25 protein-coding genes are annotated in these 24,240 nt (G+C 51.3%); 14 read left to right on the top strand and 11 right to left on the bottom strand.

The features are described from left to right. Nucleotides 1–11 precede the first annotated feature (11 nt). Nucleotides 12–683 carry a hypothetical protein gene (locus tag JW499_RS06760; protein ID WP_205209879.1) on the top strand — a complete coding sequence of 224 codons (672 nt, stop codon included), beginning with the start codon at nucleotides 12–14 and terminating at the stop codon, nucleotides 681–683. 123 nt (nucleotides 684–806) lie between these two features. Further along, complete coding sequence (locus JW499_RS06755) at nucleotides 807–1,802, top strand: CobW family GTP-binding protein (RefSeq protein WP_205209878.1); 996 nt, start codon at nucleotides 807–809, stop codon at nucleotides 1,800–1,802. Here the strand turns inward: JW499_RS06755 and JW499_RS06750 are convergent, their stop codons facing one another. Further along, nucleotides 1,803–2,318 (bottom strand): MarR family winged helix-turn-helix transcriptional regulator, encoded by a 516-nt coding sequence (locus tag JW499_RS06750; protein WP_232846268.1) that lies wholly within the window; start codon nucleotides 2,316–2,318, stop codon nucleotides 1,803–1,805. Nucleotides 2,319–2,490: 172 nt separating this feature from the next. Here JW499_RS06750 and JW499_RS06745 point away from each other — a divergent pair, with 172 nt between their 5' ends. From JW499_RS06745 to JW499_RS06735, 3 genes are all read left to right on the top strand, one after another. Continuing rightward, complete coding sequence (locus JW499_RS06745) at nucleotides 2,491–3,483, top strand: ABC transporter substrate-binding protein (protein WP_205209877.1); 993 nt, start codon at nucleotides 2,491–2,493, stop codon at nucleotides 3,481–3,483. A gap of 80 nt (nucleotides 3,484–3,563) precedes the next feature. After that, a complete protein-coding gene (locus JW499_RS06740; RefSeq protein ID WP_205209876.1) occupies nucleotides 3,564–4,463 on the top strand; it encodes an ABC transporter permease in 900 nt (299 codons plus the stop codon). After that, nucleotides 4,456–5,709, top strand: a complete 1,254-nt coding sequence (locus JW499_RS06735) for a quaternary amine ABC transporter ATP-binding protein (RefSeq protein WP_205209875.1) — start codon at nucleotides 4,456–4,458, stop codon at nucleotides 5,707–5,709. Before JW499_RS06740 ends, JW499_RS06735 begins: the two co-directional genes overlap by 8 nt. 83 nt (nucleotides 5,710–5,792) lie before the next feature. Here the strand turns inward: JW499_RS06735 and JW499_RS06730 are convergent, their stop codons facing one another. From JW499_RS06730 to JW499_RS06705, 6 genes are all read right to left on the bottom strand, one after another. After that, nucleotides 5,793–6,332, bottom strand: coding sequence for a hypothetical protein (locus JW499_RS06730; RefSeq protein ID WP_205209874.1), 540 nt, complete (start codon nucleotides 6,330–6,332; stop codon nucleotides 5,793–5,795). A gap of 301 nt (nucleotides 6,333–6,633) precedes the next feature. Further along, the gene (gene purT / locus JW499_RS06725; RefSeq protein WP_205209873.1) at nucleotides 6,634–7,815 is read right to left on the bottom strand and encodes a formate-dependent phosphoribosylglycinamide formyltransferase; all 1,182 of its coding nucleotides are present in this window, start codon (nucleotides 7,813–7,815) and stop codon (nucleotides 6,634–6,636) included. Nucleotides 7,816–7,895: 80 nt separating this feature from the next. Beyond that, nucleotides 7,896–8,630, bottom strand: a complete 735-nt coding sequence (locus tag JW499_RS06720; protein WP_205209872.1) for a sulfite exporter TauE/SafE family protein — start codon at nucleotides 8,628–8,630, stop codon at nucleotides 7,896–7,898. A 178-nt stretch (nucleotides 8,631–8,808) separates the two neighbouring features. Continuing rightward, complete coding sequence (locus JW499_RS06715) at nucleotides 8,809–9,558, bottom strand: DUF3726 domain-containing protein (RefSeq protein ID WP_205209871.1); 750 nt, start codon at nucleotides 9,556–9,558, stop codon at nucleotides 8,809–8,811. Further along, the gene (locus JW499_RS06710) at nucleotides 9,558–11,279 is read right to left on the bottom strand and encodes a hypothetical protein (RefSeq protein WP_205209870.1); all 1,722 of its coding nucleotides are present in this window, start codon (nucleotides 11,277–11,279) and stop codon (nucleotides 9,558–9,560) included. Before JW499_RS06710 ends, JW499_RS06715 begins: the two co-directional genes overlap by 1 nt. 335 nt (nucleotides 11,280–11,614) lie before the next feature. Further along, nucleotides 11,615–12,511, bottom strand: a complete 897-nt coding sequence (locus JW499_RS06705) for a LysR family transcriptional regulator (RefSeq protein WP_091360066.1) — start codon at nucleotides 12,509–12,511, stop codon at nucleotides 11,615–11,617. 134 nt (nucleotides 12,512–12,645) lie between these two features. Here JW499_RS06705 and JW499_RS06700 point away from each other — a divergent pair, with 134 nt between their 5' ends. From JW499_RS06700 to JW499_RS06685, 4 genes are all read left to right on the top strand, one after another. Continuing rightward, entirely contained in the window at nucleotides 12,646–14,091 is a 1,446-nt protein-coding gene (locus JW499_RS06700; protein WP_205209869.1) for an aldehyde dehydrogenase family protein, read from the top strand. A 45-nt stretch (nucleotides 14,092–14,136) separates the two neighbouring features. Beyond that, entirely contained in the window at nucleotides 14,137–15,132 is a 996-nt protein-coding gene (locus tag JW499_RS06695) for a dipeptidase (RefSeq protein WP_205209900.1), read from the top strand. Nucleotides 15,133–15,223: 91 nt separating this feature from the next. After that, on the top strand, nucleotides 15,224–16,804 hold the full coding sequence (locus tag JW499_RS06690) for a BCCT family transporter (RefSeq protein ID WP_416135400.1): 1,581 nt from the start codon (nucleotides 15,224–15,226) through the stop codon (nucleotides 16,802–16,804). A gap of 180 nt (nucleotides 16,805–16,984) precedes the next feature. Next, on the top strand, nucleotides 16,985–17,365 hold the full coding sequence (locus tag JW499_RS06685; RefSeq protein WP_205209868.1) for a RidA family protein: 381 nt from the start codon (nucleotides 16,985–16,987) through the stop codon (nucleotides 17,363–17,365). A gap of 77 nt (nucleotides 17,366–17,442) precedes the next feature. On the opposite strand, the gene JW499_RS06680 is transcribed toward JW499_RS06685, so the two are convergent. Then, complete coding sequence (locus JW499_RS06680) at nucleotides 17,443–17,982, bottom strand: VF530 family protein (RefSeq protein ID WP_205209867.1); 540 nt, start codon at nucleotides 17,980–17,982, stop codon at nucleotides 17,443–17,445. 263 nt (nucleotides 17,983–18,245) lie between these two features. Between JW499_RS06680 and folX the strand changes: the two genes are divergently transcribed. After that, complete coding sequence (gene folX / locus JW499_RS06675) at nucleotides 18,246–18,614, top strand: dihydroneopterin triphosphate 2'-epimerase (RefSeq protein WP_205209866.1); 369 nt, start codon at nucleotides 18,246–18,248, stop codon at nucleotides 18,612–18,614. Nucleotides 18,615–18,626: 12 nt separating this feature from the next. Here folX and JW499_RS06670 read toward each other — a convergent pair whose 3' ends face one another. The 3 genes from JW499_RS06670 to JW499_RS06660 form a co-directional block, all read right to left on the bottom strand. Beyond that, on the bottom strand, nucleotides 18,627–18,926 hold the full coding sequence (locus JW499_RS06670; RefSeq protein WP_205209865.1) for a DUF6482 family protein: 300 nt from the start codon (nucleotides 18,924–18,926) through the stop codon (nucleotides 18,627–18,629). A 129-nt stretch (nucleotides 18,927–19,055) separates the two neighbouring features. Continuing rightward, nucleotides 19,056–20,057 (bottom strand): AraC family transcriptional regulator, encoded by a 1,002-nt coding sequence (locus JW499_RS06665; RefSeq protein ID WP_205209864.1) that lies wholly within the window; start codon nucleotides 20,055–20,057, stop codon nucleotides 19,056–19,058. Nucleotides 20,058–20,254: 197 nt separating this feature from the next. Further along, nucleotides 20,255–20,392, bottom strand: coding sequence for a hypothetical protein (locus JW499_RS06660; RefSeq protein WP_205209863.1), 138 nt, complete (start codon nucleotides 20,390–20,392; stop codon nucleotides 20,255–20,257). Between JW499_RS06660 and JW499_RS06655 the strand changes: the two genes are divergently transcribed. Genes JW499_RS06655 through JW499_RS06640 form a run of 4 tightly spaced genes read left to right on the top strand, consistent with a single transcriptional unit; the run spans nucleotide 20,382 to nucleotide 24,225 of the window. Continuing rightward, the gene (locus JW499_RS06655) at nucleotides 20,382–21,632 is read left to right on the top strand and encodes a dienelactone hydrolase family protein (RefSeq protein ID WP_205209862.1); all 1,251 of its coding nucleotides are present in this window, start codon (nucleotides 20,382–20,384) and stop codon (nucleotides 21,630–21,632) included. The two genes, JW499_RS06660 and JW499_RS06655, sit on opposite strands and share 11 nt — an antisense overlap. After that, nucleotides 21,629–22,417: an SDR family oxidoreductase gene (locus JW499_RS06650; RefSeq protein WP_205209861.1), complete on the top strand. Its 789-nt coding sequence runs from the start codon at nucleotides 21,629–21,631 to the stop codon at nucleotides 22,415–22,417. The genes JW499_RS06655 and JW499_RS06650 overlap by 4 nt, the downstream gene beginning before the upstream one ends. A 34-nt stretch (nucleotides 22,418–22,451) precedes the next feature. Next, nucleotides 22,452–23,693 carry a styrene monooxygenase/indole monooxygenase family protein gene (locus JW499_RS06645; protein ID WP_205209860.1) on the top strand — a complete coding sequence of 414 codons (1,242 nt, stop codon included), beginning with the start codon at nucleotides 22,452–22,454 and terminating at the stop codon, nucleotides 23,691–23,693. 1 nt (nucleotide 23,694) lies between these two features. After that, nucleotides 23,695–24,225: a flavin reductase family protein gene (locus tag JW499_RS06640; protein ID WP_205209859.1), complete on the top strand. Its 531-nt coding sequence runs from the start codon at nucleotides 23,695–23,697 to the stop codon at nucleotides 24,223–24,225. Nucleotides 24,226–24,240 lie beyond the last annotated feature (15 nt).

Genomic DNA, 24,240 nt, shown 5'->3' with positions numbered 1-24,240 from the left:
AGGACAAAGCTATGAGCCGGAGTCTGTATGAACTGTGCTGTCGCTACTCAAATGGAGAGTTAGACACACTTGAGTACCGTCGTCTGCGCCGCCACTTTATTAATCATTTAGTAAATCGTGGTGATCAGACTCAGCCCGTCGGCGAATCTTGCGATGGGGACCGGACTCAGCCGCATCTGCTTATGGAAGAGGTTCATAATGGCCTGATAAGTGAACTCCACAAGGATGTTAATAGCGTTATGCCGGCTACACATCAGGATGTTCTGTCTAATCCGGCAGCAATGCCGCCCAGTAAGGTGACGGGGAGATGGCTGACTTTGACGGTGTGTTTGTTCCTGGTTGCTGGTGGTTGCTATTGGGTATTGAGCAGGCAGGCAAGTCCGATACTTCAAACCGGTACAGAGGTGGATATTGGCGCAACGGCGAACAGTGTTGCCTCAGCACCAGTCGTGTCGCGGATGCATGCTCTGCTGGATCAGGATAAGTGGTCGATTGCCGATGTTGAGGAGTATTACTCACTTTTGCTGCAAAGCTCTGTAGCCGAAAGAAGTTTGCTGAGATCCGATAATCGTTATCATCAGTTTTTAGATAGCGTGCATATCTCTCATGCACTGGCTCAGGCTGATCAGAATGAGGAAATGGTTGCAAAGCTTACCCAGCTTGAGCAGGTGCTACGGGATTAGCTGAGAGTCCTGGTTAAGCACGCAATCTGCGGGCTCATATCCTTCCTTTGTTCACCGATAATTGTGACGCACCGGGATTAATTTGTTATATTATAACAAATTAATCCATTTAAGATCTTATCAATGTTCCGTCAGATTCCTACCAATATTATTACCGGTTTTCTCGGTGTGGGGAAAACCACCGCTATTCAATACCTGTTAACCCATAAACCGGCTGATGAACGCTGGGCGGTGCTGGTGAATGAGTTTGGTGAGGTGGGTATCGATGCCAGTCTGCTGGGCAATGAGCAGCAGGCAACCGGGGTGTTTATGCGGGAGGTGCCCGGCGGCTGTATGTGTTGTGCTGCGGGAATCCCGATGCAGGTTGCCCTGAGTCAGTTGATTCGTCAGGCCAAACCTGATCGTATCCTTATTGAGCCGACAGGGCTGGGGCATCCACTGGAAGTGATTCGGGTGCTGCAGCAGCCACACTATCAGGATGTTCTCGATCTGCGCAGCACCATTACACTGGTGGACGCCCGAAAACTATCAGATCCCCGCTATACCGATAATGATACTTTCAACCAGCAGCTGCAGGTTGCCGATCGGGTGGTGGCCCATAAAGCAGACCTGTACCGCGGCAATGAGACTGAGCAGTTAGTGGAATATCTGCAAACGCTGGTCTGCAATCCTCCTGTTGTCAGTTGTTCTGATGGTCAGCTAAGCCTCACATGGCTGGATAAGGATTCAAAACATAACTCAATCACTGGGGCAGAATCCCATCAGCATTCAGATCATCAACATGATCATTTTCAGGCTGACGATGAGCTACCTGAATGTGGCTACCTTCGCAAAGATAATCAGAGCGAAGGCTATTACAGCAGTGGCTGGATCTTTAGTCCGGAATTTGAGTTTGATTACTCAGAGCTTGAGCCGCTCCTGATGGGTATAGAGGCGGAACGCCTTAAAGCCGTGTTTATTACCAGTGAGGGCATCTTCGCTTTTAATATGGCGGATTCTGTATTGAAGGTTCAGGCGCTGGATGAGGTGATGGATAGCAGGATTGAAGTGATTGGTCAGCAACCCGTCGACGCGGCAGCACTCGAACGACAGCTACTTGCTATGGCTGTCCGGTACTGATTATTTATCTGTTCGTTCGCGGGTTGGTGCTGCGATATCCAGCAGCGGGGCAGCATCCAGGGACTCTGCATCCATCATTCCGGCAACCTGTTGCAGTGAGGAAAAAATATGCTGTTGCTGTCGGCTTTCCAGGCTTTCAAAGCGGTGAATAAACGCTTCATGTAGCAGAGGCGGAACGGTTTCTAGCACCTGGTTCCCACTTGCTGTTAGTCGTGCATTGACGATTCTGCGGTCTGTTTCGCTGCGAATACGCTCGACCAACTGGCGCTCTTCCAGGCGGTTCATAATCGTGGTAACGGTCGCCTGGCTAAGAGAGACATCATCAGAGATCCGTTTTACCGTAACATCACCCAGTTGTTTTATCGCACGTAAAACCATCACCTGTGGAATGGTCAGTCCACAGGACTTTACCACACGCTTGGATTGAAGATCGGTCGCCCGGATGATCTTTCTCAGTTCAATCAGAACATCCTGCCAGCAGGGATCGGGGTTAGTCATCTTCATCTGTTCACTCATGTTACCCCTTAAAGGGACTGTTTCAGAAAACGGCAGCGTTAAAAAGTTGTGCGAGTATAGCCCAGAGTCTGTGCAGTACAAATAAGCAAGACAATAATAGTTTGAGTTCTAAATATTAGAAGACTAATATATACAGATCAAATTAATTAGTTCGAAAGATCATGGAGGCATCATGAGAAAACTGATAGCTGCATCTGCAATGCTATTAGCCTTTGGCCAGGCACAGGCTGCAGATGAATGTGGCAAGGTGACTATCGCGGATATGAACTGGAGTTCAGCCACTTTGATTGCCAATGTTGATAAGTTCATTCTGGAGCATGGGTATGGCTGTGCCGCTGAGCTTGTACCCGGTGATACCATGCCGACGGGTACTTCGATGATTGAGAAAGGCGAACCGGATATTGCCCCGGAGATGTGGAGTAACTCCATGCGCGATGCGCTGGACAAAGGTGTCGCTGAGAAGCGTCTGCGTTACGCCGGTAACTCACTCTCTGATGGTGGTGAAGAGGGGTTCTGGGTGCCGGAATATTTGGTGAAAAAATACCCGGAGTTAGCGACCATTGAGGGTATAAAAAAGCACGCTAAGTTGTTTACCCACCCGGAAGATGACACTAAATCGGCTTTCTATGGTTGTCCGGCGGGTTGGAACTGTCAGATCAGTGCCAGTAATCTGTTTAAGGCGTTAAAGCTGGAGGATGCCGGTTTTGATCTTATCGATCCGGGTTCGGGTGCGGGTCTGGCCGGTTCTATCGCAAAGGCGTTTACCCGTGAAGAGCCGTGGTTTGGCTATTACTGGGCACCCACCGCAGTACTGGGTAAATACAAAATGGTAAAAGTTGATTTTGGTTCCGGCATTGATAAACAGCATTATATCGACTGTATCTCTGCTAACGAGTGTGTTGATCCGCATCCTACTATGTATCCGCCTTCACTGGTGCAGACCGTCACCACCGAGAGTTTTGCAGAAACATCTCCCGCAGCCTATAGCTATGTGTCTCACCGTTCTCTGACCAATAACCAGCTGAATGGTTTGCTGGCCTGGATGGAGGAGAATCAGGCCGATGGGGAGGTGGCTGCAGAGTATTTCCTGACAGAATATGAAGATCTTTGGACTCCCTGGGTTTCTGCAGAGGTTGCTGACAAAGTTAAGCACGCCTTGCAATAAACGCCTGGTGGATTGTTGTAATACGTCACTGCCCGGTTGCCTTGGTAATCGGGCAGTGTTGTTTCTGAAAGAGGTAAAATATGGCTGATTCAGGCTGGTTAAGTGAGATTCCCCAGCTTAGCAGGGGTGAGTTGCGGGATATCCGTAAATTTCTGGACACCGGTTACCGGGAGTTTTCGCGGGAATACGGTGAGATGATAGAGGGCTTTTTTGATCCGCTGCTATCCTTTCTGGTGTGGTTTGAAAAGTTGTTGTTAGCAACGCCATGGTGGCTGATCATCGCAATAGTGGCGGGTCTGGCCTATCTGTCCAGCCGTTCATGGAAGCTCAGTCTGGGGGTAGTCATCTCGTTCTTTCTGATCGGTTATTTCGGCATGTGGGACGATACCATGCGCACCATGAGTATTATTCTGGTTTGTACCCTGATGGCGATAGTACTGGGTGTGCCAATCGGTATAGCCATGGCCCGCTCAGACCGGGTCCAGATGGCCGTCACGCCGATGCTGGATATCATGCAAACCATGCCGGCCTTCGTTTATCTTATTCCGGTGGTTATGCTGCTCGGTATCGGTAAAATTCCCGGTGTGATCGCGGTGGTGATCTATGCGATTCCCCCGGTTATCCGCCTGACTAACCTGGGTATCCGGCTGGTGGATAAGGATGTGTTGGAGGCGGCTACCGCTTATGGGGCCAGCTCAGTCCAGCGGTTGATGGGGGTTCAGTTACCTCTGGCGATGCCGACCATCATGGCAGGTATCAACCAGACCATTATGATGGCCCTCTCAATGGTGGTTATCGCTTCGATGATCGGGGTGAAAGGGCTCGGACAACCGGTGCTGAAATCCATTACCAATCAGTATTTTACCCTGGGATTATTAAACGGCCTGGCGATTGTCGCACTGGCGATCATTTTTGACCGTGTCTCTCAGGCGTATGCCAAACGGAGTCAGCGATATCTGGAGGGCATGGATAATGGTTGAAGCTAAGATAGACACGACGGAACCTGTCACACTGATCAAAATAGAGGGGCTGTATAAACTGTTTGGCAATAATCCGAAGAAGTTTATGCCACTGGTTCATGCCGGAAAAAGCAAAGATGAGATTCTGGCTGAAACCGGCCATACCCTGGGTTTAAAGGATATTAACCTGACCATCAATAAAGGGGAGATCTTCGTTATTATGGGGCTCTCGGGGTCGGGTAAATCAACCCTGATTCGTCACTTCAACCGACTGATCGACCCCACCGAGGGCGTGATCGAAGTCGAAGGTACTGATGTGATGAAGCTGCCGCAAAAAGAGCTGGAGCAGTTTCGTCGTCATAAAATGTCGATGGTGTTCCAGCGATTCGGTCTGTTGCCCCACAAATCGGTAGTTGATAATGTCGCCTATGGCCTTGCTATTCAGGGCGTCAGCAAAACTGAACGTGGTGCCAAAGCGAAAGAGTGGTTAGAAACCGTTGGTCTGGCCGGGTATGAAGATCAGTATCCCGCTCAGCTTTCCGGCGGACAGCAGCAGCGGGTTGGACTGGCCCGGGCACTCTGTACCGATGCAGAGATTCTGCTGATGGATGAAGCGTTTTCGGCACTGGATCCACTGATCCGATCAGAGATGCAGGATCAGCTGATTGAACTGCAGCAAAAACTGCACAAGACCATTATCTTCATCACCCATGACCTCGATGAAGCGTTGAGAATCGGTGATCGGATTGCCATTCTGAAAGACGGCGAGATGGTGCAGCAGGGGGAGCCAGAAGATATTCTTTTGCATCCTGCCGATGATTATGTGGAAGCCTTCGTTCGGGATGTAAACCGTGCCCGGGCTCTGACGGTGGAAACCGTGATGAAAGATCCGGTCAACCGGATAACGGCAGATACTATCGGAGAAGCCCTGAAACAGATGAAAGGTTTCAAAGGGGATTACGGCTATTACGTTAACGAAGACGGTTATCAGGGGGTTCTGACAGAGCAAAAGCTGCAGGCTGTTTATGATACTGATAAAAAGGCGAAACTGACATCAGCGCATTGCGAAGAATTAGAAGCGATCTCGCAGGATGCGGTGCTGGAAACAGTTATCCCGGATACACTGAACGCCCAGTATTCCCTACCGGTGATTGATGACCAGGGAGAGGTGACAGGACAGCTTTCCAGAAGCACCCTGGCTGAGGTGTTGGGGAATGAGAGCAAAGAAGTCGCTAGAACGGAGCCTCCGGCTCCTGCTGGTGGCTAGACGAAAAACTTCGTTTTTCTTGCTAGAAAAAGCTATTAAAACCGCCGACTGGCGGTTTTTTTGTCGAGAATGAAACAGCACTTTTATTGAATAACGGAGACGCATTGAGACAGGGCTGGTATAGCCATATCTTCATTCACTACTTCGATAAACACGGATTGATCTTTAGATGTATAAGATAATGATGGAACAACTAACGTTGGAGATATAAGCATCACACTCAAATTTTCAGAAACATCCTTGTTAGCCCAGATTGCAACGTAAACATTTTCTCCCGTTTTTATTTCGACTTCATGAGTTTTGTTCCAGAGGGCGGAGGCATCTCTGACAGGAGAGACAGATAGTGAGTATTTTCCTGCGGGTAAGCTTTCATATAGATAAGCGCCAAAAGGGAGTGCTAGAGCATTGGAATCATTTAGCGAGATGTTGGCGATATCTTTGGATAAATAGTCAGAAAAAAGAGGTCTGAAAATATAGATTCCACCATGTCCTTTCGGGGGAGACTCTATCTGACTGAAAACTGGCCCCGTTATCGCTGGCTTTAACTCGGAGACATTTTGAGCGCAACCTATAAACATGGTTGATAACGTGAGCATAATAAAAGTAATGATAATTTTTTTCATAGTTCCCTCTAAGCTAACGTTGTCTAATTCAAAATTAGTTGAGCCTATTACAGTGACTGAATTTTCTCTCTGATAATGAGAGATTCTTATCTGTGGAATTGTGGCTACGTTTCCTTTGTGATTCGATAGTGCCAAAACATAAAGCGTCAGACAAACATTATTGTCTCTTGTGCCAACAAAAAAAAACCGCCAGTCTGACGGTTTTTAAAAATGCTTTTTCTAGCAAGGAAACGAAGTTTCCATCTAACCACTAGCAAGTCGCGAAGCGACGTCTGGCGGCTGCTTTTAGGCGAAGCGACGTCTAGCAACTTGTATTAACAGCCCCTGCGGCGGCCAAAGCCTTTTCCTTAGCATCATCGACATCCGCCCCCCGCGCCAGCGCAACGCCCATGCGGCGTTTGCCGCTGACTTCAGGTTTGCCGAACAGGCGCAATTGAGTATCGGGGACAGCGAGGGCGGCTTCCAGGTTAGAAAAACTCAGGTTTTTCGATTCGCCTTCGATCAGTATCACGGCGGAGGCGGATGGGCCATGCTGCACAATGTTGGGGATCGGCAGGCCTAAGATTGCGCGGGCGTGCAGGGCAAACTGGGACAGGTCCTGGGAGATCATGGTGACCATGCCGGTATCGTGTGGGCGGGGGGATACTTCGCTGAAATACACCTCATCACCTTTGATAAACAGTTCAACCCCGAAGATACCCCGGCCGCCGAGTGCGCCGGTAACTTTTTCGGCGATCTCTTTCGCCCGGTTCAGTGCTATCTCGCTCATCGCCTGTGGCTGCCAGGACTCACGATAATCCCCATCTTCCTGCCGGTGTCCGATTGGCTGGCAGAAGCTGGTGCCCAGAATATGGCGGATGGTCAGCAGGGTGATCTCATAATCGAAATCGACAAATCCTTCAACGATCACCCGACCAGCACCGGCGCGACCGCCTTCCTGAGCGTAGGTCCAGCTGGTTTCAATATCCGTAGCGCTTTTAATGGTGCTCTGGCCTTTGCCGGATGAGCTCATAATCGGTTTCACCACGCAGGGCATCCCGATCCCGGCCACGGCCTTTTCAAAGTCAGTGAAGTTATCGACAAACTGATAGTGGGAGGTGGGAATGCCCAGTTCTTCTGCCGCCAGACGACGGATACCTTCGCGGTTCATGGTCAGACGCGCAGCATTGGCGGTCGGCACTACATGAAAGCCTTCCTGCTCCAGTTCAACCAGGGTATCGGTCGAGATCGCTTCAATCTCCGGCACGATATAATCGGGTTTTTCAAGCTCAATCACCCGGCGCAGTTCGGCGCCATCCAGCATGGAAAAGGTATAGGAGCGGTCCGCCACCTGCATCGCCGGCGCGTTATCATAGCGGTCACAGGCAATCACTTCACAGCCATAACGCTGCAGTTCAATGACCACCTCTTTACCCAGTTCACCAGAACCACACAGCAGAACTTTAGTTGCAGAGGAAGAGAACGGTGTACCGATAGTTGCCATGGGGGAGTCCTGTTGGAAAAGGTGGCATTATATTTCAAGATCGCCATCAGCTCTAATTTTTAAATTATGGGGTCTGGATATCAGTGTCCCAGCCAGCCCATCAGCCCCTTAATGGTCACCATTAACGCCGATGCGCCGGAGACCGCCAGCAACAGTGGTTTGGCCGAGGTTGTGGTGAGTTTTCCATCGATCAGCCGGGCCAGAAAAAAGCCTGAAAACAGCCCCGGCAATAGTTTCAGACTGAGGTGGGCGGTGTGCCAGTCAAGGCTGCCCTGATGGATCAGCATGATGATAGATACCGGCGTGCCGATCAGCAGAAACGCGGCGATCTCACTGCGGGCGGTCACCCGGTCCTGCTGTTGATACACCAGCGCAATCGGAGGGCCTCCCACAGAAGTGGCAGTACCGGTGATGCCGGACAGAAAGCCAGCGAGGGTCAGAGTGATGGGCGTAGTCGGGATGCTCAAGCGCCACAGACTGAGCAGTACCGCACTGAGCACCGAAAAACCAAAAAAAAGACTCAGGGCGTACTGCGGTATTGCCACTAACAGAGCGGCGCCACACCAGGCCCCCGGCACCCGGGCCAGAATAGCGGGCATTACCCGCTTCCAGCGCAGTTCCCGGCGTTCGCGGATCACCATCATCAGCGCCAGCCCGAAACCCACTAACAGAATCGGGCCGGGCACATAGACCGGATCGATCAGATAGAGCAGAGGCGCTGCCACCAGACCATAGCCGATCCCCACCACGGTTTGCAGGGCGATACCGCAGGTTACGATCAGGACGGCCAGTAGTTCCGGCAGGGTATATAGCATAGTTTTGGTGCTGTATCGATATAAGTGAGTAGCCAGTATGCCAGCGGATGAGATGGAGCGGTATAAGTTAATAATGAAAAGATGACCCGGTTGCAGGCGGTGCAACCTGTAACCGGGTCATCGGCAGGGCCAGCCCGATTAACATCAGACTGGCCATACTCTCACAGACATCGATGAGTTAGCGACCACCCGCTCCCTGCCGGGAACGCTCGCTATTTTCCACCAGAACACCTTCGCCGATTCTATTGATTTCGGCCCACAGAGTTTCATCGATATCGATACCGAAATCGACACTGTGCTCTTTATTGAGTCGGATCTGCTCAGCGCTTATATAACGGGCATTCCGGTTACCTTTCGATTGCTGCAGTGATGAGGTCAGATCAACCCGTGAACTGCAAACAATCGTCATCGTCTGTTTATCTTCCGCGTTGGCTGGCAGGCTGGTGATCGCTTCACTGTAACTTGGATAGCGTTCGCCTGCTTTAATGGCTGCCGTATGTTCGGTTACCGTCTGATTGCCATTTTTCCAGTAGGCGGCCACACTGATGCCACGGCGACCGCAATCGGTCAGTGCTTTAAGGATAAACATCCGGTTGTGGCAGTTATGCACAGTCACCGTTGCGATGCCGTTTTCTAACGCTTTAGCATGGGCGAGATCGACTGATGCGGCGATACAGTTCAGTGCGCTGCGACCGTTACTGTCAATAATTGCTGAGGTGCTGTCTTCGTAGATCACGGTACTCAGGGGCTTGCTGCTGTCATCGCCAATATAGGGGAGGGCGCGCTGCAACTCATCCAGTCCCTTAAGGCCATGTTTTTCCAGCCAGAGAATCATATTGGCAGCATCCTCATAGTTGCCAACATAGTAACCGGTGGCTTCAAAGCAACGACGCAGGGCGGCTTTCAGCTCAATCATAGATACATGCATCAGAGTTCTCCTTGCTGCGCTGGGGCCAGAGGCATGAACCAGTCATCATTGAATGTGTGACCAATATCTTCCAGTAGCGGAGCCCCCTGGAACATGGTATTGCGCACCCATAGTTTTGACCGGGGATCAAACTTACCGACACCAAAAAAGGCCAGTTTAGCTCTTAACAGGTGCATGGGGAGTATATCCCGGTCCAGCAGATTAGCCTGTATATCGCCATAGATGCAGCGGTTCATACTCTGAATCCGCCGGACAATACCGCGCAGTTTCGGCTGTGCAACCATAAACCGGGCAGTGGAGTGTTGCGGATGTTCACTGATGTACTGACACAGCTGGTCATAGCATTTGCGTACGGCATAACCTACCCCCAGTGCCATCTGTTTCTCTTTACCATTCTCCTCCCGTGCATCACCCAGGCGAGGTTCCATTTTCTCTTCAGATCGGTACCAGAAAGTGTCTTTTGCGCCGTCCGCAGAAAAGTCCATCACCAGCGCCCACTGGTAACGTTGCTCGATGACCTGCTTCAGCTGCTGCAGCGGCATCACCGGGTCCAGATCCAGAAACTCCTCGACGGTGTGATAATCTTCCAGCTCATCTACCAGTTCTGGGTAGAGCTCCAGCATTACTGACACCAGCATCTCCTGTCCCTGCAGTGAACAGTTTTCTTCACTCCATCTGAGCAGAGTATCCCAACTGCCGATGCCGTTAGCCGTACGCTCACGAATCGCTTCCAGATCTTTAAGTACCTGCAGGTTATTGGCTGTCTGCCAGGCATCTTCGGTGACGGTTTGTTCTGTATGAATAGCACAGCGTTCCAGTAATTCAGGGAATTGCTGAGTGATACGCTTGTTGATGTTACCCAGCACCCGCACCCTTGCCAGCGCCAGTTCCCGCATCTCTACCCATTGGTTAATCAGTAACGGGTGATTGATCAGGTAGGGAGCCATACCCAGACCGGTTGAATTGCCAATACCGAAAAAACGTTTAATCTCTGGCAGCATCGGATGGTAGGTTTCTGGGGTACGGTGCTGTGCAATATGCTCCGCCTGAAGCAGACTGAAGTTCCGCAGCATCAGACAGACAAACATTTCTGCGGCGAAAGGACGGTTGAAATCGGGGTGACGGGAAGACACCTTTTCCCAGTCGGCCATACCCAGCTTACCGCTACCGTAAACCGCAGTGGTTCGATACAGATAGCCTACACGGGCTATCTGGGCGACATCGGGTTGTTTGCCACAGGCTAACTGATCAACAACATAGTCGAAATTCCGGGCACTACGATTGGCACGGGAGAGTACGAATACCCGCGCATTGACGCGGCCAGCTTCCTGCTTAGGGACATTCTGGCGCAGTTTTTCCAGGTAGATATCATCAACCTGGCCATCTACCAGCGCCATGGTCAGATCCCACTTTGTGGCGATCACCCGGTCGTTGCGCTCGTCCGGGGAAAGGTAATCGGAAAACAGAACAAAGCTATAGCACTTATTGGGTGTTGTGATTTCGTAGACGACAGTGCCGTAGCCCTGCGGGTCGAGTTCAAAGCGAACTGGTTCGATTTGCCAGCGCTCACGCATGATCCGGCGTACCAGGGTGCGCATAAAACTGAGTCGGCTCTGATGAATAGCGCCCAGACGTTCCAGATCCATAACCTGATCAACCGGGCGCAGTGGCAGTGCATTATCGCCTCTCAGGGAAGCCTGTATTGCAGCAGACGTGGTCATTATTGTTATCCTCATAAATAGCAGCACATCTTTTTATAGTTAACAGCATAGATGTGTCCGAAACCTTCAGGAGTCCAGGCTCCTGTCTGCGCGCTACAGGTTTCGTTTGTAATTATTGTATGCAGGGCGCACTACAGGGAGGAGATAACGGCCATTGTCTGTCATGCCCTGCCTGTATGCGATTTATCATGGGCTATAAAAGGGATCACATACAAATCAGAAGGTTATATCGGCTAATAAGCAAAACTTATCAAAATGGCTCAAGCCATTATTTTTCCTATACATCTGAACGATGTTTCACATAGCAAAGATCTGAAAATTTATTCTGAACCTGCTTACGCCGGGCGACTTCTGGCCAGAATAAAGTCCACCAATGCCTGAGCGGGTGGCGTCAGCGATCTGTTTGTCAGTGTGACGATACCGATTCGCCGCACAACCACCGGCGTGCTCAACGGAATAAAGCACAGGGTTTCACTCTCTTTGGGGACCGCATACCGGGGTAGTGTCGTTACGCCAAAACCGGCCTCTAACATGGCGATCAGCGATATCATGTTGGAGATGTAGAATTGCGAGTGCCCGATCAGAGGTCGTGCTTCACTGTCTTCCAGCAAGCGGGAGGTACCGTTACCAATCAATCGATGGTTGCGTAACTCTTTCCAGTGTAACTCTTTGAATTCTGCCAGTGGATGATCCTTTGGACATACCACTCCAATCTGATCTTCCCAGATCGGAATAAAGGTTTTATCGCTGTGTTCCTGTTCATGAAACAGGTGAGCGATACCGAAATCTACCTGTTGATTTTCTACCATCCGGTATACCGCGGAAGAGTTATCGTCAAAGAAACTGATATGCAGATCGGGCGTATTGTTAACAAACTCCAATAACAGCTCGGGTAATACCTGGCTTGCAATGGAAGGCACTGATGCCAGACGCAGATGACCTGTCTTATGTTCGGCCAGCAGTGTCATATCTTCCGAAATCCGGTCGTGATGTTCGATCAGCTCTTTCGCTTTAGGCAGAAAATACTCGCCAAAGGGTGTCAGCTCTGTCTTGGCTGTTTTGGCGTTGCGCTTTTCAAACAGTGATTCGCTGAGTTTATTTTCAAGATCACGAATAGACAGCGAAATCGCCGGTTGAGTGCGATGAGCTTTTTCCGCGGCAGCATGAAAGCCTTTCAGTTCAGCGACCCAGACAAAGTGGCGTAATTGAGTAATTTTAAATTCAGGCAGCATGGCATATCCCTCATATGCATCGGGAGTCGTTGATAAATGGTGATAAGGAAGCCTTATCAGTAGATATTATTTATTAATTATTCTTATTAAAGCACAGGGCCTATGATTGATCCATCTACATTCAGGAGGTCGATATGTCTGATTCAGTTTTTCGCAATTACATTGCAGGTGAGTGGGTTGAGGGTAATAAGGGGCAGGTGATAAATATCAGCCCGGCCGATATCAGCGATGTGATTGGCAACTATGCTCAGGCCGATAAGGCGCAGACTGAGGTGGCGATTGCGGCGGCAGCTGTCGGTCAGGCTGAGTGGGCAAAGAGTGGTCTGGAGCAACGTTACTCAGTATTAATGGGGATTGGCGATGAGCTGATCGCCCGTAAAGATGAGTTGGGTGAGCTGCTGGCCCGGGAAGAGGGGAAGACACTGGCGGAAGGAGTGGGTGAAACCTATCGTTCAGGTCAGTTTTTCCACTATTACGCGGCAGAAGTACTGCGCCAGATGGGCGAGACTGCTGACTCTGTGCGCCCCGGTATTGAGATTGAAACCCGCCGGGAACCGGTGGGTGTAGTCGGCATTATCACGCCTTGGAATTTTCCTACCGCTACCGGTGCCTGGAAGATCGCTCCGGCGCTGGCTTTTGGTAACGCTGTTGTCTGGAAACCAGCTAATCAGGTTCCCGCATCAGCCTGGGCGCTGACTGAAATCATCTCACGACAGGGACTGCCTGCCGGAACGTTTAATCTGGTGATGGGGCCGGGTTCAGAAGTGGGTGATGTGCTGATCAATTCCCGCGGCATTAACGCGCTGACCTTTACCGGTTCTCTTGAAACGGGTCGTAAAGTGGCTGCTGCTACTGCGATCAATCTGGTCAAGTGTCAGTTGGAAATGGGTAGTAAAAATGCACTGGTTGTGCTCGATGATGCGGATCTGGATAACGCAGTCGAATGTGCGGTGGGTGGCGCTTTTGGTGGTACGGGGCAGAAGTGTACCGCGTCTTCCCGCCTGATCGTCACTGAAGGGATTCATGACCGTTTCGTTGAGGCGATGATAGAGCGTATGAAGACACTGGTTGTCGGTCATCCACTTAAGCCCGGGGTCCATATCGGGGCTGTGGCTGATGCCCGACAGATGGAGCAAAACCTTCACTATCTTGAGATCGCTAAGAAAGAGGGTGGCAACCTCATATTTGGTGGCGAAGTGCTGACTGAGGAGACGGAAGGTTACTACATGCAGCCGGCACTGTTCACTGAAACCACAAATCAGATGACCATTAACCGTGAAGAAGCGTTTGCCCCGATCGCCAGTATTATCCGGGTTAAAGATTATAACGAAGCGTTGGCAACCCTGAATGATACCAACTTCGGTCTGACCGGCGGTATCTGCACAGAGTCTTTGAAATATGCGACAGATTTCAAGCGTAACGCCAAAACTGGTTGTGTGATGGTAAACCTCCCAACGGCGGGAACTGATTACCATGTGCCGTTTGGTGGCCGTAAAGATTCAAGCTTCGGGCCGCGGGAACAGGGTAGCTATGCCAAAGAGTTTTATACCGTCGTTAAGACTACCTATATCCGTGGTTAACGGAGGCGACTAATGCAATCAATACAAGAACAACACGCTCAGGCACTGCATTCAGAGTTGATCGTTATCGACGGCCTGCAGTACTCCAACTGGGACCGGAAGATCTTCGAACAGCTGCGTGAAGGTGGCGTAACGATGGTGCATGCCACCATCGTTTATCACGAACAGATCAGGGAAACGCTGACCCGCATTGCCGAGTGGAACCGTCTGCTCGAGTTGAACAGTGATCTGATCATGCCGGTACGCAGTGCTGCAGATATTCGCGTAGCCAAACAGACCGGCAGAGTCGGCATCATGTTCGGCGCGCAAAACTGTTCTCCCATTGAGGATGATATCGGCATGATTGAGGTGATGCGTGAGCTGAATCTGATGATCATGCAGCTGACCTATAACAATCAGAGCCTGCTTGCCTGTGGTTGTTATGAGGCAGAAGACAGTGGTGTTACCCGCTTTGGGCGTCAGGCGATTAAAGAGATGAACCGGGTGGGCATGATTGTCGATATGAGCCACAGCGGTGAGCGCAGCACACTGGATGCGATCGAAATCTCTGATCGTCCCATTGTCATCTCCCATGCAAATCCGCTCAGTTTCCATGAAGCAAAGCGGAATAAATCAGATCGGGTGCTCCGGGCTCTGGGAGAATCCGGAGGGTTATTAGGCTTCAGTCTGTATCCATTTCATCTGAAAAATGGCCCGGACTGCACCCTCGGTGACTTCTGTGACATGGTCGCCAGCACCGCCGATATGATGGGCATTGATCAGATCGGTATCGGCACTGATCTGTGTCAGGAGCAACCTCTTTCTGTCCTGGAATGGATGCGAAATGGACGCTGGTCAAAGTCTATGGATTATGGTGAAGGTTCAAAAAGTAATGCCGACTGGCCGCGACCGCTGTCCTGGTTTCGGGATAGCAGAGACTTCCCAAATCTGACGAATGGACTACTGGAGCGGGGGTTTAGCCGTGAGGATGTGGCCAAAATCATGGGTTTGAACTGGCTGAACGTTCTTGACGCCGGGCTTAAACCGCAATCAAGCATGTAAATAGGTCTATGGCTCAGACCTTTGAGAGTCCTGTCTGAGCCATAGGTTTACCTGATAACGAATAAGTATAAAGATCCATCAGGAGACGAAAATGAGTAACACAACGCAAGCGACTGTTGCCGGGCAGCAGATATGCAATAACGAGGCTGAGATGGCCGGAAAAAAACTACTGGCAGGTGTTGATCTTCCAGTATTTCTGATCAGTGGTGGTGTGCTGGTACTGTTTGCCGTACTGGCTCTTTATGATATAGAAATGATGTCTGGCTGGGTTAACGCCGCCTTTGCTACTTCCACTAAATATTTCGGTGCTTACTGGCAGATTTTGCTGCTACTGACCTTTGTGATCGGCCTGTTTCTGACGCTGGGACGCACCGGATCAGTGGTGCTGGGCGGCGTAAAAGTCCCCGAGATGCCGCTGTTTCAGTGGGTTTCTGTGATTATGTGTACTTTGCTGGCGGGTGGCGGAGTATTCTGGGCTGCTGCTGAGCCGATGGCGCATTTTACCTCGGCGCCGCCGCTTTTTGCGGCTACTGAAGCGGGTACTGCTCAGGCTGCATATAACGCCCTGGCGCAGAGTTTTATGCACTGGGGATTTCTGGCCTGGGCAATACTGGGAAGCCTGACCGGTATTGTGTTTATGTACCTGCATTATGAAAAAGGGTTGCCTCTTAAACCCCGCACGCTGCTGTACCCGGTTTTTGGTGACAAAGTGATGAGCGGTCCTCTGGGCGCTATTGTCGATTCCAGCTGCGTGCTGGCAGTGGTTGCGGGCACCGTTGGGCCGATCGGCTTTCTTGGGTTACAGGTCAGCTTTGGTCTGGAGAAACTGTTTGGCATTCCCAATACCTATTCAACTCAGTTGATGATCCTCGCAGGTCTGATCGGTATCTATACCCTTTCTGCGGTTAGTGGCGTCACCAAAGGTATTCAGATTCTTAGCAGGGCTAACGTTATTCTGGCGGTTATTTTGATGGCGTTTATCCTGGTCTTTGGCCCGACAGCATTCATTATTGATGGTTTCCTGCAATCCTTTGGGGTCTATCTGGATCAGTTTATTCCGATGGCAACGTTCCGGGCTGATACCGGCTGGCTGGACTGGTGGACTGTGTTCTTCTGGGGCTGGTTTCTGGGCTATGGGCCTTTGATGGCGATGTTTGTTGCACGTATCTCCAAAGGTCGTACTATCCGCGAGATGATCCTGCTGATCTCTGTCGTGGCTCCGGTAATCACCTGCTTCTGGTTTACGATTGTTGGTGGCAGTGGGCTGGCTTATGAGTTGGCGAACCCTGGTGTGATCTCTGAACCCTTTACCGGATTCAATCTTCCTGCTGCGCTACTGGCGATTACTGAGCAGTTGCCGATGGGCTTTATGATCTCCGTGCTGTTTTTAATTCTGACAACGATCTTTGTGGCGACTACCGGTGACTCAATGACCTATGCCGTTTCTATGGTGATGACCGGTACCGATCATCCACAAAGTTCGGTCAGAGTTTTCTGGGGCATCATGATGGGGATTGTTGCAGCTCTGCTGATCTCGATAGGTGCAGGCGGTATCTCTGCGTTGCAGTCGTTCATCGTGGTAACGGCGGTTCCGGTATCTCTGGTGTTGCTGCCCTCGCTTTGGACCGCCCCTCAGATAGCCCGCAAAATGGCGGACGAGCAGGGGCTTTAATCAACGAAGTCTGATCGTTTCACTGGTCCGAACACTGTGTTTGTCCGAGTTCCGAGAAAGCGGACAGGCACAGTGTCTGAATTTGATTCTTGCGCTTATCGGACAAGTTGCCACGGGTAACGCTCGGACAAGCAAAGCGCTCGGACTTCAGATCTCTATCTTTAATATAAGTGAATTGTTATGAAACAAGCTGTAAAAACTGACCTGTTTGCCTCCAAAGCCCCGCTTGAGTGGGCGGTTATTGCCAATGGCCAGCTGTCGACTGCACAGATCCCGATTAATGCTGAAGGTCAGGTTGTAGAGGGCGGAATTGCAGCTCAGGCGCGCCAGACCATGGAAAACTTTAAACATACCCTTGGTGCGGCAGAGCTGACTATGGATGATGTCACTCAGGTACTGATCTATGTTACCGATCGCGAGTATCTACCGGTGTTTAATCAGGTTTATGCGGAGTACTTTAACGCCCCCTATCCGAATCGTGCCGCAATGGTTGTCGCAGGGTTAGCCCGGGAAGAGATGCTTTGTGAAGTTGTAGCATATGCGGCGGTTCCTGGCGCATGAGTCAATTAATGCCTGGTTAAGTCCGTTTAGCTGATAAAACCGCCTTTGTAGGCGGTTTTGTTGTTATAGGCAGGTCATTATTTCCGCCACTTTGCCCATGGGTCATCATCGTTGTCAGATGAGCGGTTCGGAGCATCAGATGCTTTTCTCTCAGGTTCCCAGGGCTCCTGTTTATCCCGGGCATTTTCCTGTTTGCTGGAATAGCCACCTGGCTTTCTGTTTGCTTTATAGCTTTTGGTTTTGCCATGCTCGGCGGCTTTCTTTGCCTGTTTTTCCCGCATCCGTGCAGCATCTTCCAGGCTCAGTTCAGCAGGTTCGCGGGGTGTCTGACCTTCAGGAATAATCCGGTCTCTGGGTGACAGGGCAAACTGTTCAGATGAGACCCGGGGCAGGTTTTTAAACTTGTACAGGTAGAACAACTCTACCTTCTCCCGTGCCCAGTCGGTTTTCTTGAGAAATTTAACGCTCGACTCGATGCTCGGGTTGGTCTTGAAACAGTTGATATTCAGGTAGGCATAGAGAATCTCAAAACCGTAGTGATCAACTATCTGGGTGAGCAGCTCTTTTAAACCCAGACCGTGTAGCGGATTGTTTTTGTAGTTGATCTCGTGGTTCATAATAATGTCCGGTAGTCGGTCGGAAAGTTTAAGGCTTAAGCGTATGCCATCATACCTGTGACAGCTTTGACAATATAGCCAGGTGCCGCTTCAATCCTTGTGCATGTATGGTATTTATTATAATCGATATGAACTAACCAGGCGGATTGTGCGTAATCAATCTTCGCAACCGGCGCAAGTGAAGCAGCGCGTCTGGAGACTTCATTCCGTTCTGTTAGACTGCCAGACAATAGAGATAAGAAAAAATCGACAAGGACTCAGCAATGCCATCAGTCAGTAATGCCATAATCCGAATTAAAAACCTGCGTTTGCGAACCTACATCGGTTTTAACCCGGAAGAGCGTGAGAAACTGCAGGATGTGGTGATCAATATTGAGATCCATTACCCGGCCGAAAAAGCGGCGATCACCGATGATGTGGAAAAAGCCCTGAACTATAAAGTGGTCTGTAAGGAGATTATTCAACATGTAGAGGAGGGGCATTTTCTGCTGCTGGAAAAACTGGTTGCAGATGTGTTGGAGATCGCCACTGGCCACCCCTGGGTCACCTTTGCCAGCGTCACTATTGATAAACCCCATGCGCTGCGGTTTGCGGATTCCGTGTCACTGACGCTGGAAAAACACTGCTGCTGATCAGCTGACCGTTTATTTCCAGCCCAGCAGTATCTCACACCGGGAGTCATTGGCCAGTGGCGGACGGCCGATCATCTCATCAAAGGTGGTCGGCAATAGCATCACCGCGCTGTCAATGCGGGCATGCTGAAGCAGCTCCCGGATCTGTCCGGTATTTTCAAATCGGGCCGGTTTACCCTGTGCATTGGTGAGCATCGCGGTTGTTTCTCCCAGCTGCAGAGTGACCTGATAGATCATCCGCTCGAGTGAGTGCACCGTCACTTGATTAATATGGTTAAGCGCTTCCAGCTCAGATATCTCTAATTGATTCATAATAAAACCCCGCTTCCTGATGAGTGGGTTTATACGCAACGGATGGAATACGGATTACTGTTTTGCAGACTCCATTCAGTTGCAGGGCGGGCCGGACGCTAATCACGATTTCTTTGGTTGTGATAACGGTTATCTGCGTTTGGTTTCACTGGGACGTTCGCCAAACATACGCGCATAATCCTGGCTGAAGCGTCCCATATGGGTGAAGCCCCAGCGGATGGCGATTTCGGTGACCGATGAATCGGGGTCCTGCTTCAGTAGTTCCTCACGGGCACGCTGCAACCGAATCGTGCGCAGGTATTCCATCGGGCTGGTCTGACGAAAATCCTTAAAACCCGCATACAGTGTCCGTACACTGACGCCCGCCATCTCGGCCAGCTCTCCCGGTGTCAGCGCCTCACCGGCGTGATTCTCAATATACTCCTCAACCTTTTTTACATGTCGTGGTGCCAGGGTCCGGTCGGGTGTGTTCATGGCGTCGGTGTAGTTGTGAGGCTGGATTGAGATCAGGGTATTGATGATCAGCTGTTCGAGTTGATGGGCGATGGTGGGTTGGGTCGTAATTGAGGGCTGATCCTGTAGCAGATGTGCCAGATACATCATCATGTTGCGCCAGACCGGATTCCGGTTCCAGAGCATATCTGGCTTGAACCGCAGGGGGGTGCGAACGGATCGTCCCAGTATCTGGCTGCAGGCTAATTCCACAGAATGTCTGTCAATCCGGAACATCAGCTGATCGCAATCTTCACTCCAGATCATGGTCAGCGGGTCGGAGGGGTTTAGGATAGACGCGGTGTCTGTGTCGGTAGAAATAACATGGCTACCGCTGTAGATGTCCGCCTGACCACAGACGGGCATCTGAATCAGATAAAACTGCTCAAGATTACCGGGATCAATAACAACTTCAGCACCATATTTAAGCCGGTTAAAGCGGACATTCCCCAAAGCAACCGAGTGCAAACGGGCATCCAGTTCAGATCCTCTTCCTTTTATATCCAGCAGATGCGGTTTATACATCGCTGAAACCTCTTCCCTGACCTGTTCCAGCGTACCCGAGCTGAACACTAACCGCTCGGGGTCACCTTTAAGTGCGTCTCTCAACCAGGGAGACAAGGTTAAGTCGGAAGACATCGTTTACTACCCTGTTTTTATTAATCTAAATCAATAGATGGTCTCTTATATATTGCATATTGATGGATTTAAGTATAGTGGGGTTCTCCCCAGCTTCTGTACAAATTTCACGCATCAGTCAATAACCTGCGCTAACTGGATAGTCACCGCACTGACCGGATGGCCCGCGTTGACAGGCGTTAAGCCGATTTCATGAATCATTGAGCCAGATCATCTTTTAGCACCTTGTGGATAGTCGCCGCATTTTTCGGAGCGTAATTGCCTGCCTGATATTCGAGGATAAATAACGATTCGAGAAAAACAACAACATTCAGGAGGCGTGCTATGGGCACCATGATAGATATCCAGGCAAAAGATGGCAGTGGCAGTTTTAAAGGCTATCTGGCGGTACCGGCTGCGGGTGAAGGGCCGGGTATTGTCTTGCTGCAAGAGATATTTGGTATCAACGAAACCATGCGTAAGGTGGCTGACTATTATGCAGAGGAGGGCTATGTGGTACTGGCGCCTGATCTGTTCTGGCGTCAGGAACCAGGTGTGCAGCTGGAATACAGCCCGGCAGAATGGGAAAAAGCGTTTGGTTTTTATCAGGGCTTTGATCAGGATCTGGGTGTTGAGGATATCGACGCGGCGATCAGTGTTCTGAAAGGGCTGCCTGAGTGCAACGGCAAGGTTGGTGCACTGGGGTTCTGTCTGGGTGCCCGCTTGTCCTACCTGACAGCCTGCCGCTGTGATGTTGATGCTGCCGTCGGTTATTACGGTATGGGCATTGAAAACCATCTGCATGAGGCGGTGAATATCAGTGGCCGGCTGGTGCTGCACTTTGCCGGTAATGATGAGTACTGCCCCGCAGCGGCGCGCAACGATATCTATGCGGCGCTGGGTGATCAGGAACATGTGGAACTGTATACCTATCCCGGCGTTGATCATGCGTTTGCCCGGGAGGGGGCAGAGCATTATCACAAGCCTTCGGCCCTGATGGCTCACCAGCGTTCGGTCACCGCGTTCCGTCAAGTGATCGGCCCGCATTATGACCTGTCCTACCTGTGGGATAAACATTGCGAGTATGAATTTGATACCCGCAATGTGGATGACACTATGGCGACCATGGTGGCTGAACCCTACGTCAACCATATCCCCAATATGACCGGTGGGGTGGGCTATAAAAACCTCTATCGCTTCTACAAAAATCACTTTGTTGATGTGAATCCTGCGGATACGGCGCTTATCCCGATCTCCCGCACCATTGGAGCAACCCAGATTGTTGATGAACTGCTGTTCACCTTCACCCATGACCGTGTCATCGACTGGATGCTGCCGGGTATTGAGCCAACCGGAAAATACGTTGAAGTGCCGCTGGTGGCGGTGGTTAAGTTCCGTGGTGACAAGCTGTATCACGAACATATCTATTGGGATCAGGCCTCTGTATTGGTGCAGATTGGCAAGCTGGACCCTCATGGCCTGCCGGTTGCCGGACAGGAGTCGGCGGCAAAATTGCTGGATGAGACTCTGCCTTCCAATACGCTGATGCCGAATTGGCCCGACAGTGAGGGGCTGGATCAGGGAGGTGCACAATGAGCCTGTTTAACGACCGCAGTGTCATTGTTACCGGTGGTGCAACCCTGATCGGAGCGGCGGTTGCCGAGGTGTTTATCGAAGCGGGTGCGAGTGTCACTGTGATCGATATCGATGCGGCGGCGGGTGCTGCTCTGGCAGACCGGCTGGGCGCCAAAGCACAGTTTGTCGCAGCGGATATCACCGATGATGAGCAGCTGACGGCCGCGATCAACCGTGCTGAAAGCCGCTTTGGTGGCGTTGATTATCTGATCAACCTCGCCTGCAGCTATCTGGATGAAGGGCAGGCCTCTTCCCGGGCAGACTGGCTCACCGCACTGGATATCAATGTGGTCAGTGCCGTGATGGCGGCCAATATCGCCCGGCCGCTGATGGTCAGGCGTGGTGGCGGCGCGATCGTCAACTTCAGCAGTATCTCATCACAGATCGCTCAGACCGGTCGCTGGCTTTACCCCGTCAGCAAGGCGGCGATCCGTCATCTGACCCGCAGTATGGCGATGGACTTTGCTGAAGATGGCATCCGGGTCAATTCAGTTTCTCCGGGCTGGACCTGGTCCAGGGTGATCAATGAAGTCAGTGGTGGCAACCGGGCTAAAGCGGATCAGGTTGCTGCTGATTTCCACATGCTGGGGCGTCTGGGTGATCCCCGGGAAGTAGCCGAAGTGGTGCTGTTTCTCTGTTCTGAGCAGGCCAGTTTTGTGACCGCCGCTGATTACGCGGTTGATGGTGGTTATTCCGCGATTGGTCCGGAACAACGAACCCCTGCAATCCCCAAACTCGCAGAGTAAGCCGGCAATAAAAATAAAATCTGGAGTAAATTTTATGTCACGTAAAATCGCAATTATCGGTGCCGGACAGTCCGGCCTTCAGACTGGAATCGGCCTTTTGAAACAGGGCTATCAGGTCACGATGTTATCTAACCGGACCCAGGACGATATTCGTTCCGGCCGGGTCACCTCAAGTCAGTGCATGTTCGATATGGCGCTGAATACCGAAAGAGAGCTGGGGCTTAATTTCTGGGAAAACGACTGTCCGCCGGTTGAGGGGATCGGTCTTACGGTTCCGAACCCTGAGCGTCCGGGCGAAAAACTGATCGACTGGGCGGCACCTATCGACCACAAAGCCCAGTCCGTGGATCAGCGTCTGAAGATGCCGGTATGGATGGATGAATTTGTCCGTCTGGGGGGCGAGCTGGTGTTCCGGGATGCCGGCATTGAAGAGCTTGAAGAGCTGGCAGCCTCTCACGATCTGGTGTTGCTGGCCGCCGGTAAGGGCGAGATTGTCCGGCAGTTTGAACGTGATGCCGGGCGTTCAGTGTTTGATAAACCCCAACGCGCCTTAGCGCTCACCTATGTGCATGGTATGACGCCTAAAGAACCGTTCTCGCGGGTCGCTTTCAACCTGATCCCCGGGGTCGGTGAATACTTCTGTTTCCCTGCGCTGACGCTCAGCGGTCCCTGTGAAATCATGGTGTTTGAAGGTATTCCGGGTGGCCCGATGGATTGCTGGGGCGATGTGGAAACCCCGGAACAACACCTGGCCCGCAGCCTTGAGATCGTCAATACCTACTGCCCCTGGGAAGCGGAACGTTGCAAGAATATTCAGCTGACCGATGACAATGGTGTACTGGCCGGGCGCTTCCCGCCAACGGTACGTAAGCCCGTACTGACCCTGCCTTCCGGACGTAAAGTGCTGGGGATGGCGGATGCGCTGGTGGTCAACGATCCGATCACCGGTCAGGGATCAAATAATGGCGCGAAGTGCAGCAAGATCTATCTGGATTCGATTCTTGCCCGGGGTGATCAGCCATTCGATGAAAGCTGGATGAAGGATACCTTCGAAACGTACTGGGCTTATGCCAAAGATGTGGTCGGCTGGACCAACAGCATCCTGCTGCCTCCTGAGAACCATACCCTCAACCTGCTGGGTGCCGCACAGCAGTCACCGGACCTGGCTAAAACCATCGCCAACGGGTTTAACAATCCGGTGGATCTGATGCCCTGGTGGACCAATGCAGATGCCTGTAATCAGGTCGTTGGCGAATACTTTAAACAGGAGGCCTGAGATGACTGCGTCTAATACACAATCCATAAACGCCACACCAGCCGTTGAAGTGCCGCTGATTGATACCCGCGAGCTGCGCAACACTTTTGGTATGTTTGCCACCGGCGTGACCGCTATTACCGCACGTGGCGAGAACGATCAGTTGGTGGGGATTACCGCCAACTCTTTCTCATCGCTGTCGTTAGATCCGGCGCTGATTTTGTGGAGTCTGGTACTGACCTCACCCAGTGTGTCGGCATTTGATGAAGGTAAATATTTCAATGTGAACATCCTCAGTCAGCGTCAGGGGGATCTGGCGATGCAGCTGGCGACCCGCTCCGAGGACAAGTTTTCCGGTGTTCAGTATCGCCTGAGTTCAACAGGGGTGCCGCTGCTGGAGGATGCTTTGGCAACCCTGCAGTGTCAGGTGGAGTTTACCCGTGTCGCCGGTGATCACCTGTTGATTGTCGGTCGGGTGCTGGACTTTGACCGGGTTGATGAGGGTGAACCTCTGGTGTTTTACCGGGGTGGTTTTAAGCAACTTTGTGACTGAACCCTGCGCCGTTGA

The sequence above is a fragment of the Amphritea pacifica genome, assembly GCF_016924145.1.
In the GTDB taxonomy this organism is placed as follows: Bacteria; Pseudomonadota; Gammaproteobacteria; order Pseudomonadales; family Balneatricaceae; genus Amphritea; species Amphritea pacifica.
This window is presented reverse-complemented; position numbering and strand designations above follow the sequence as displayed.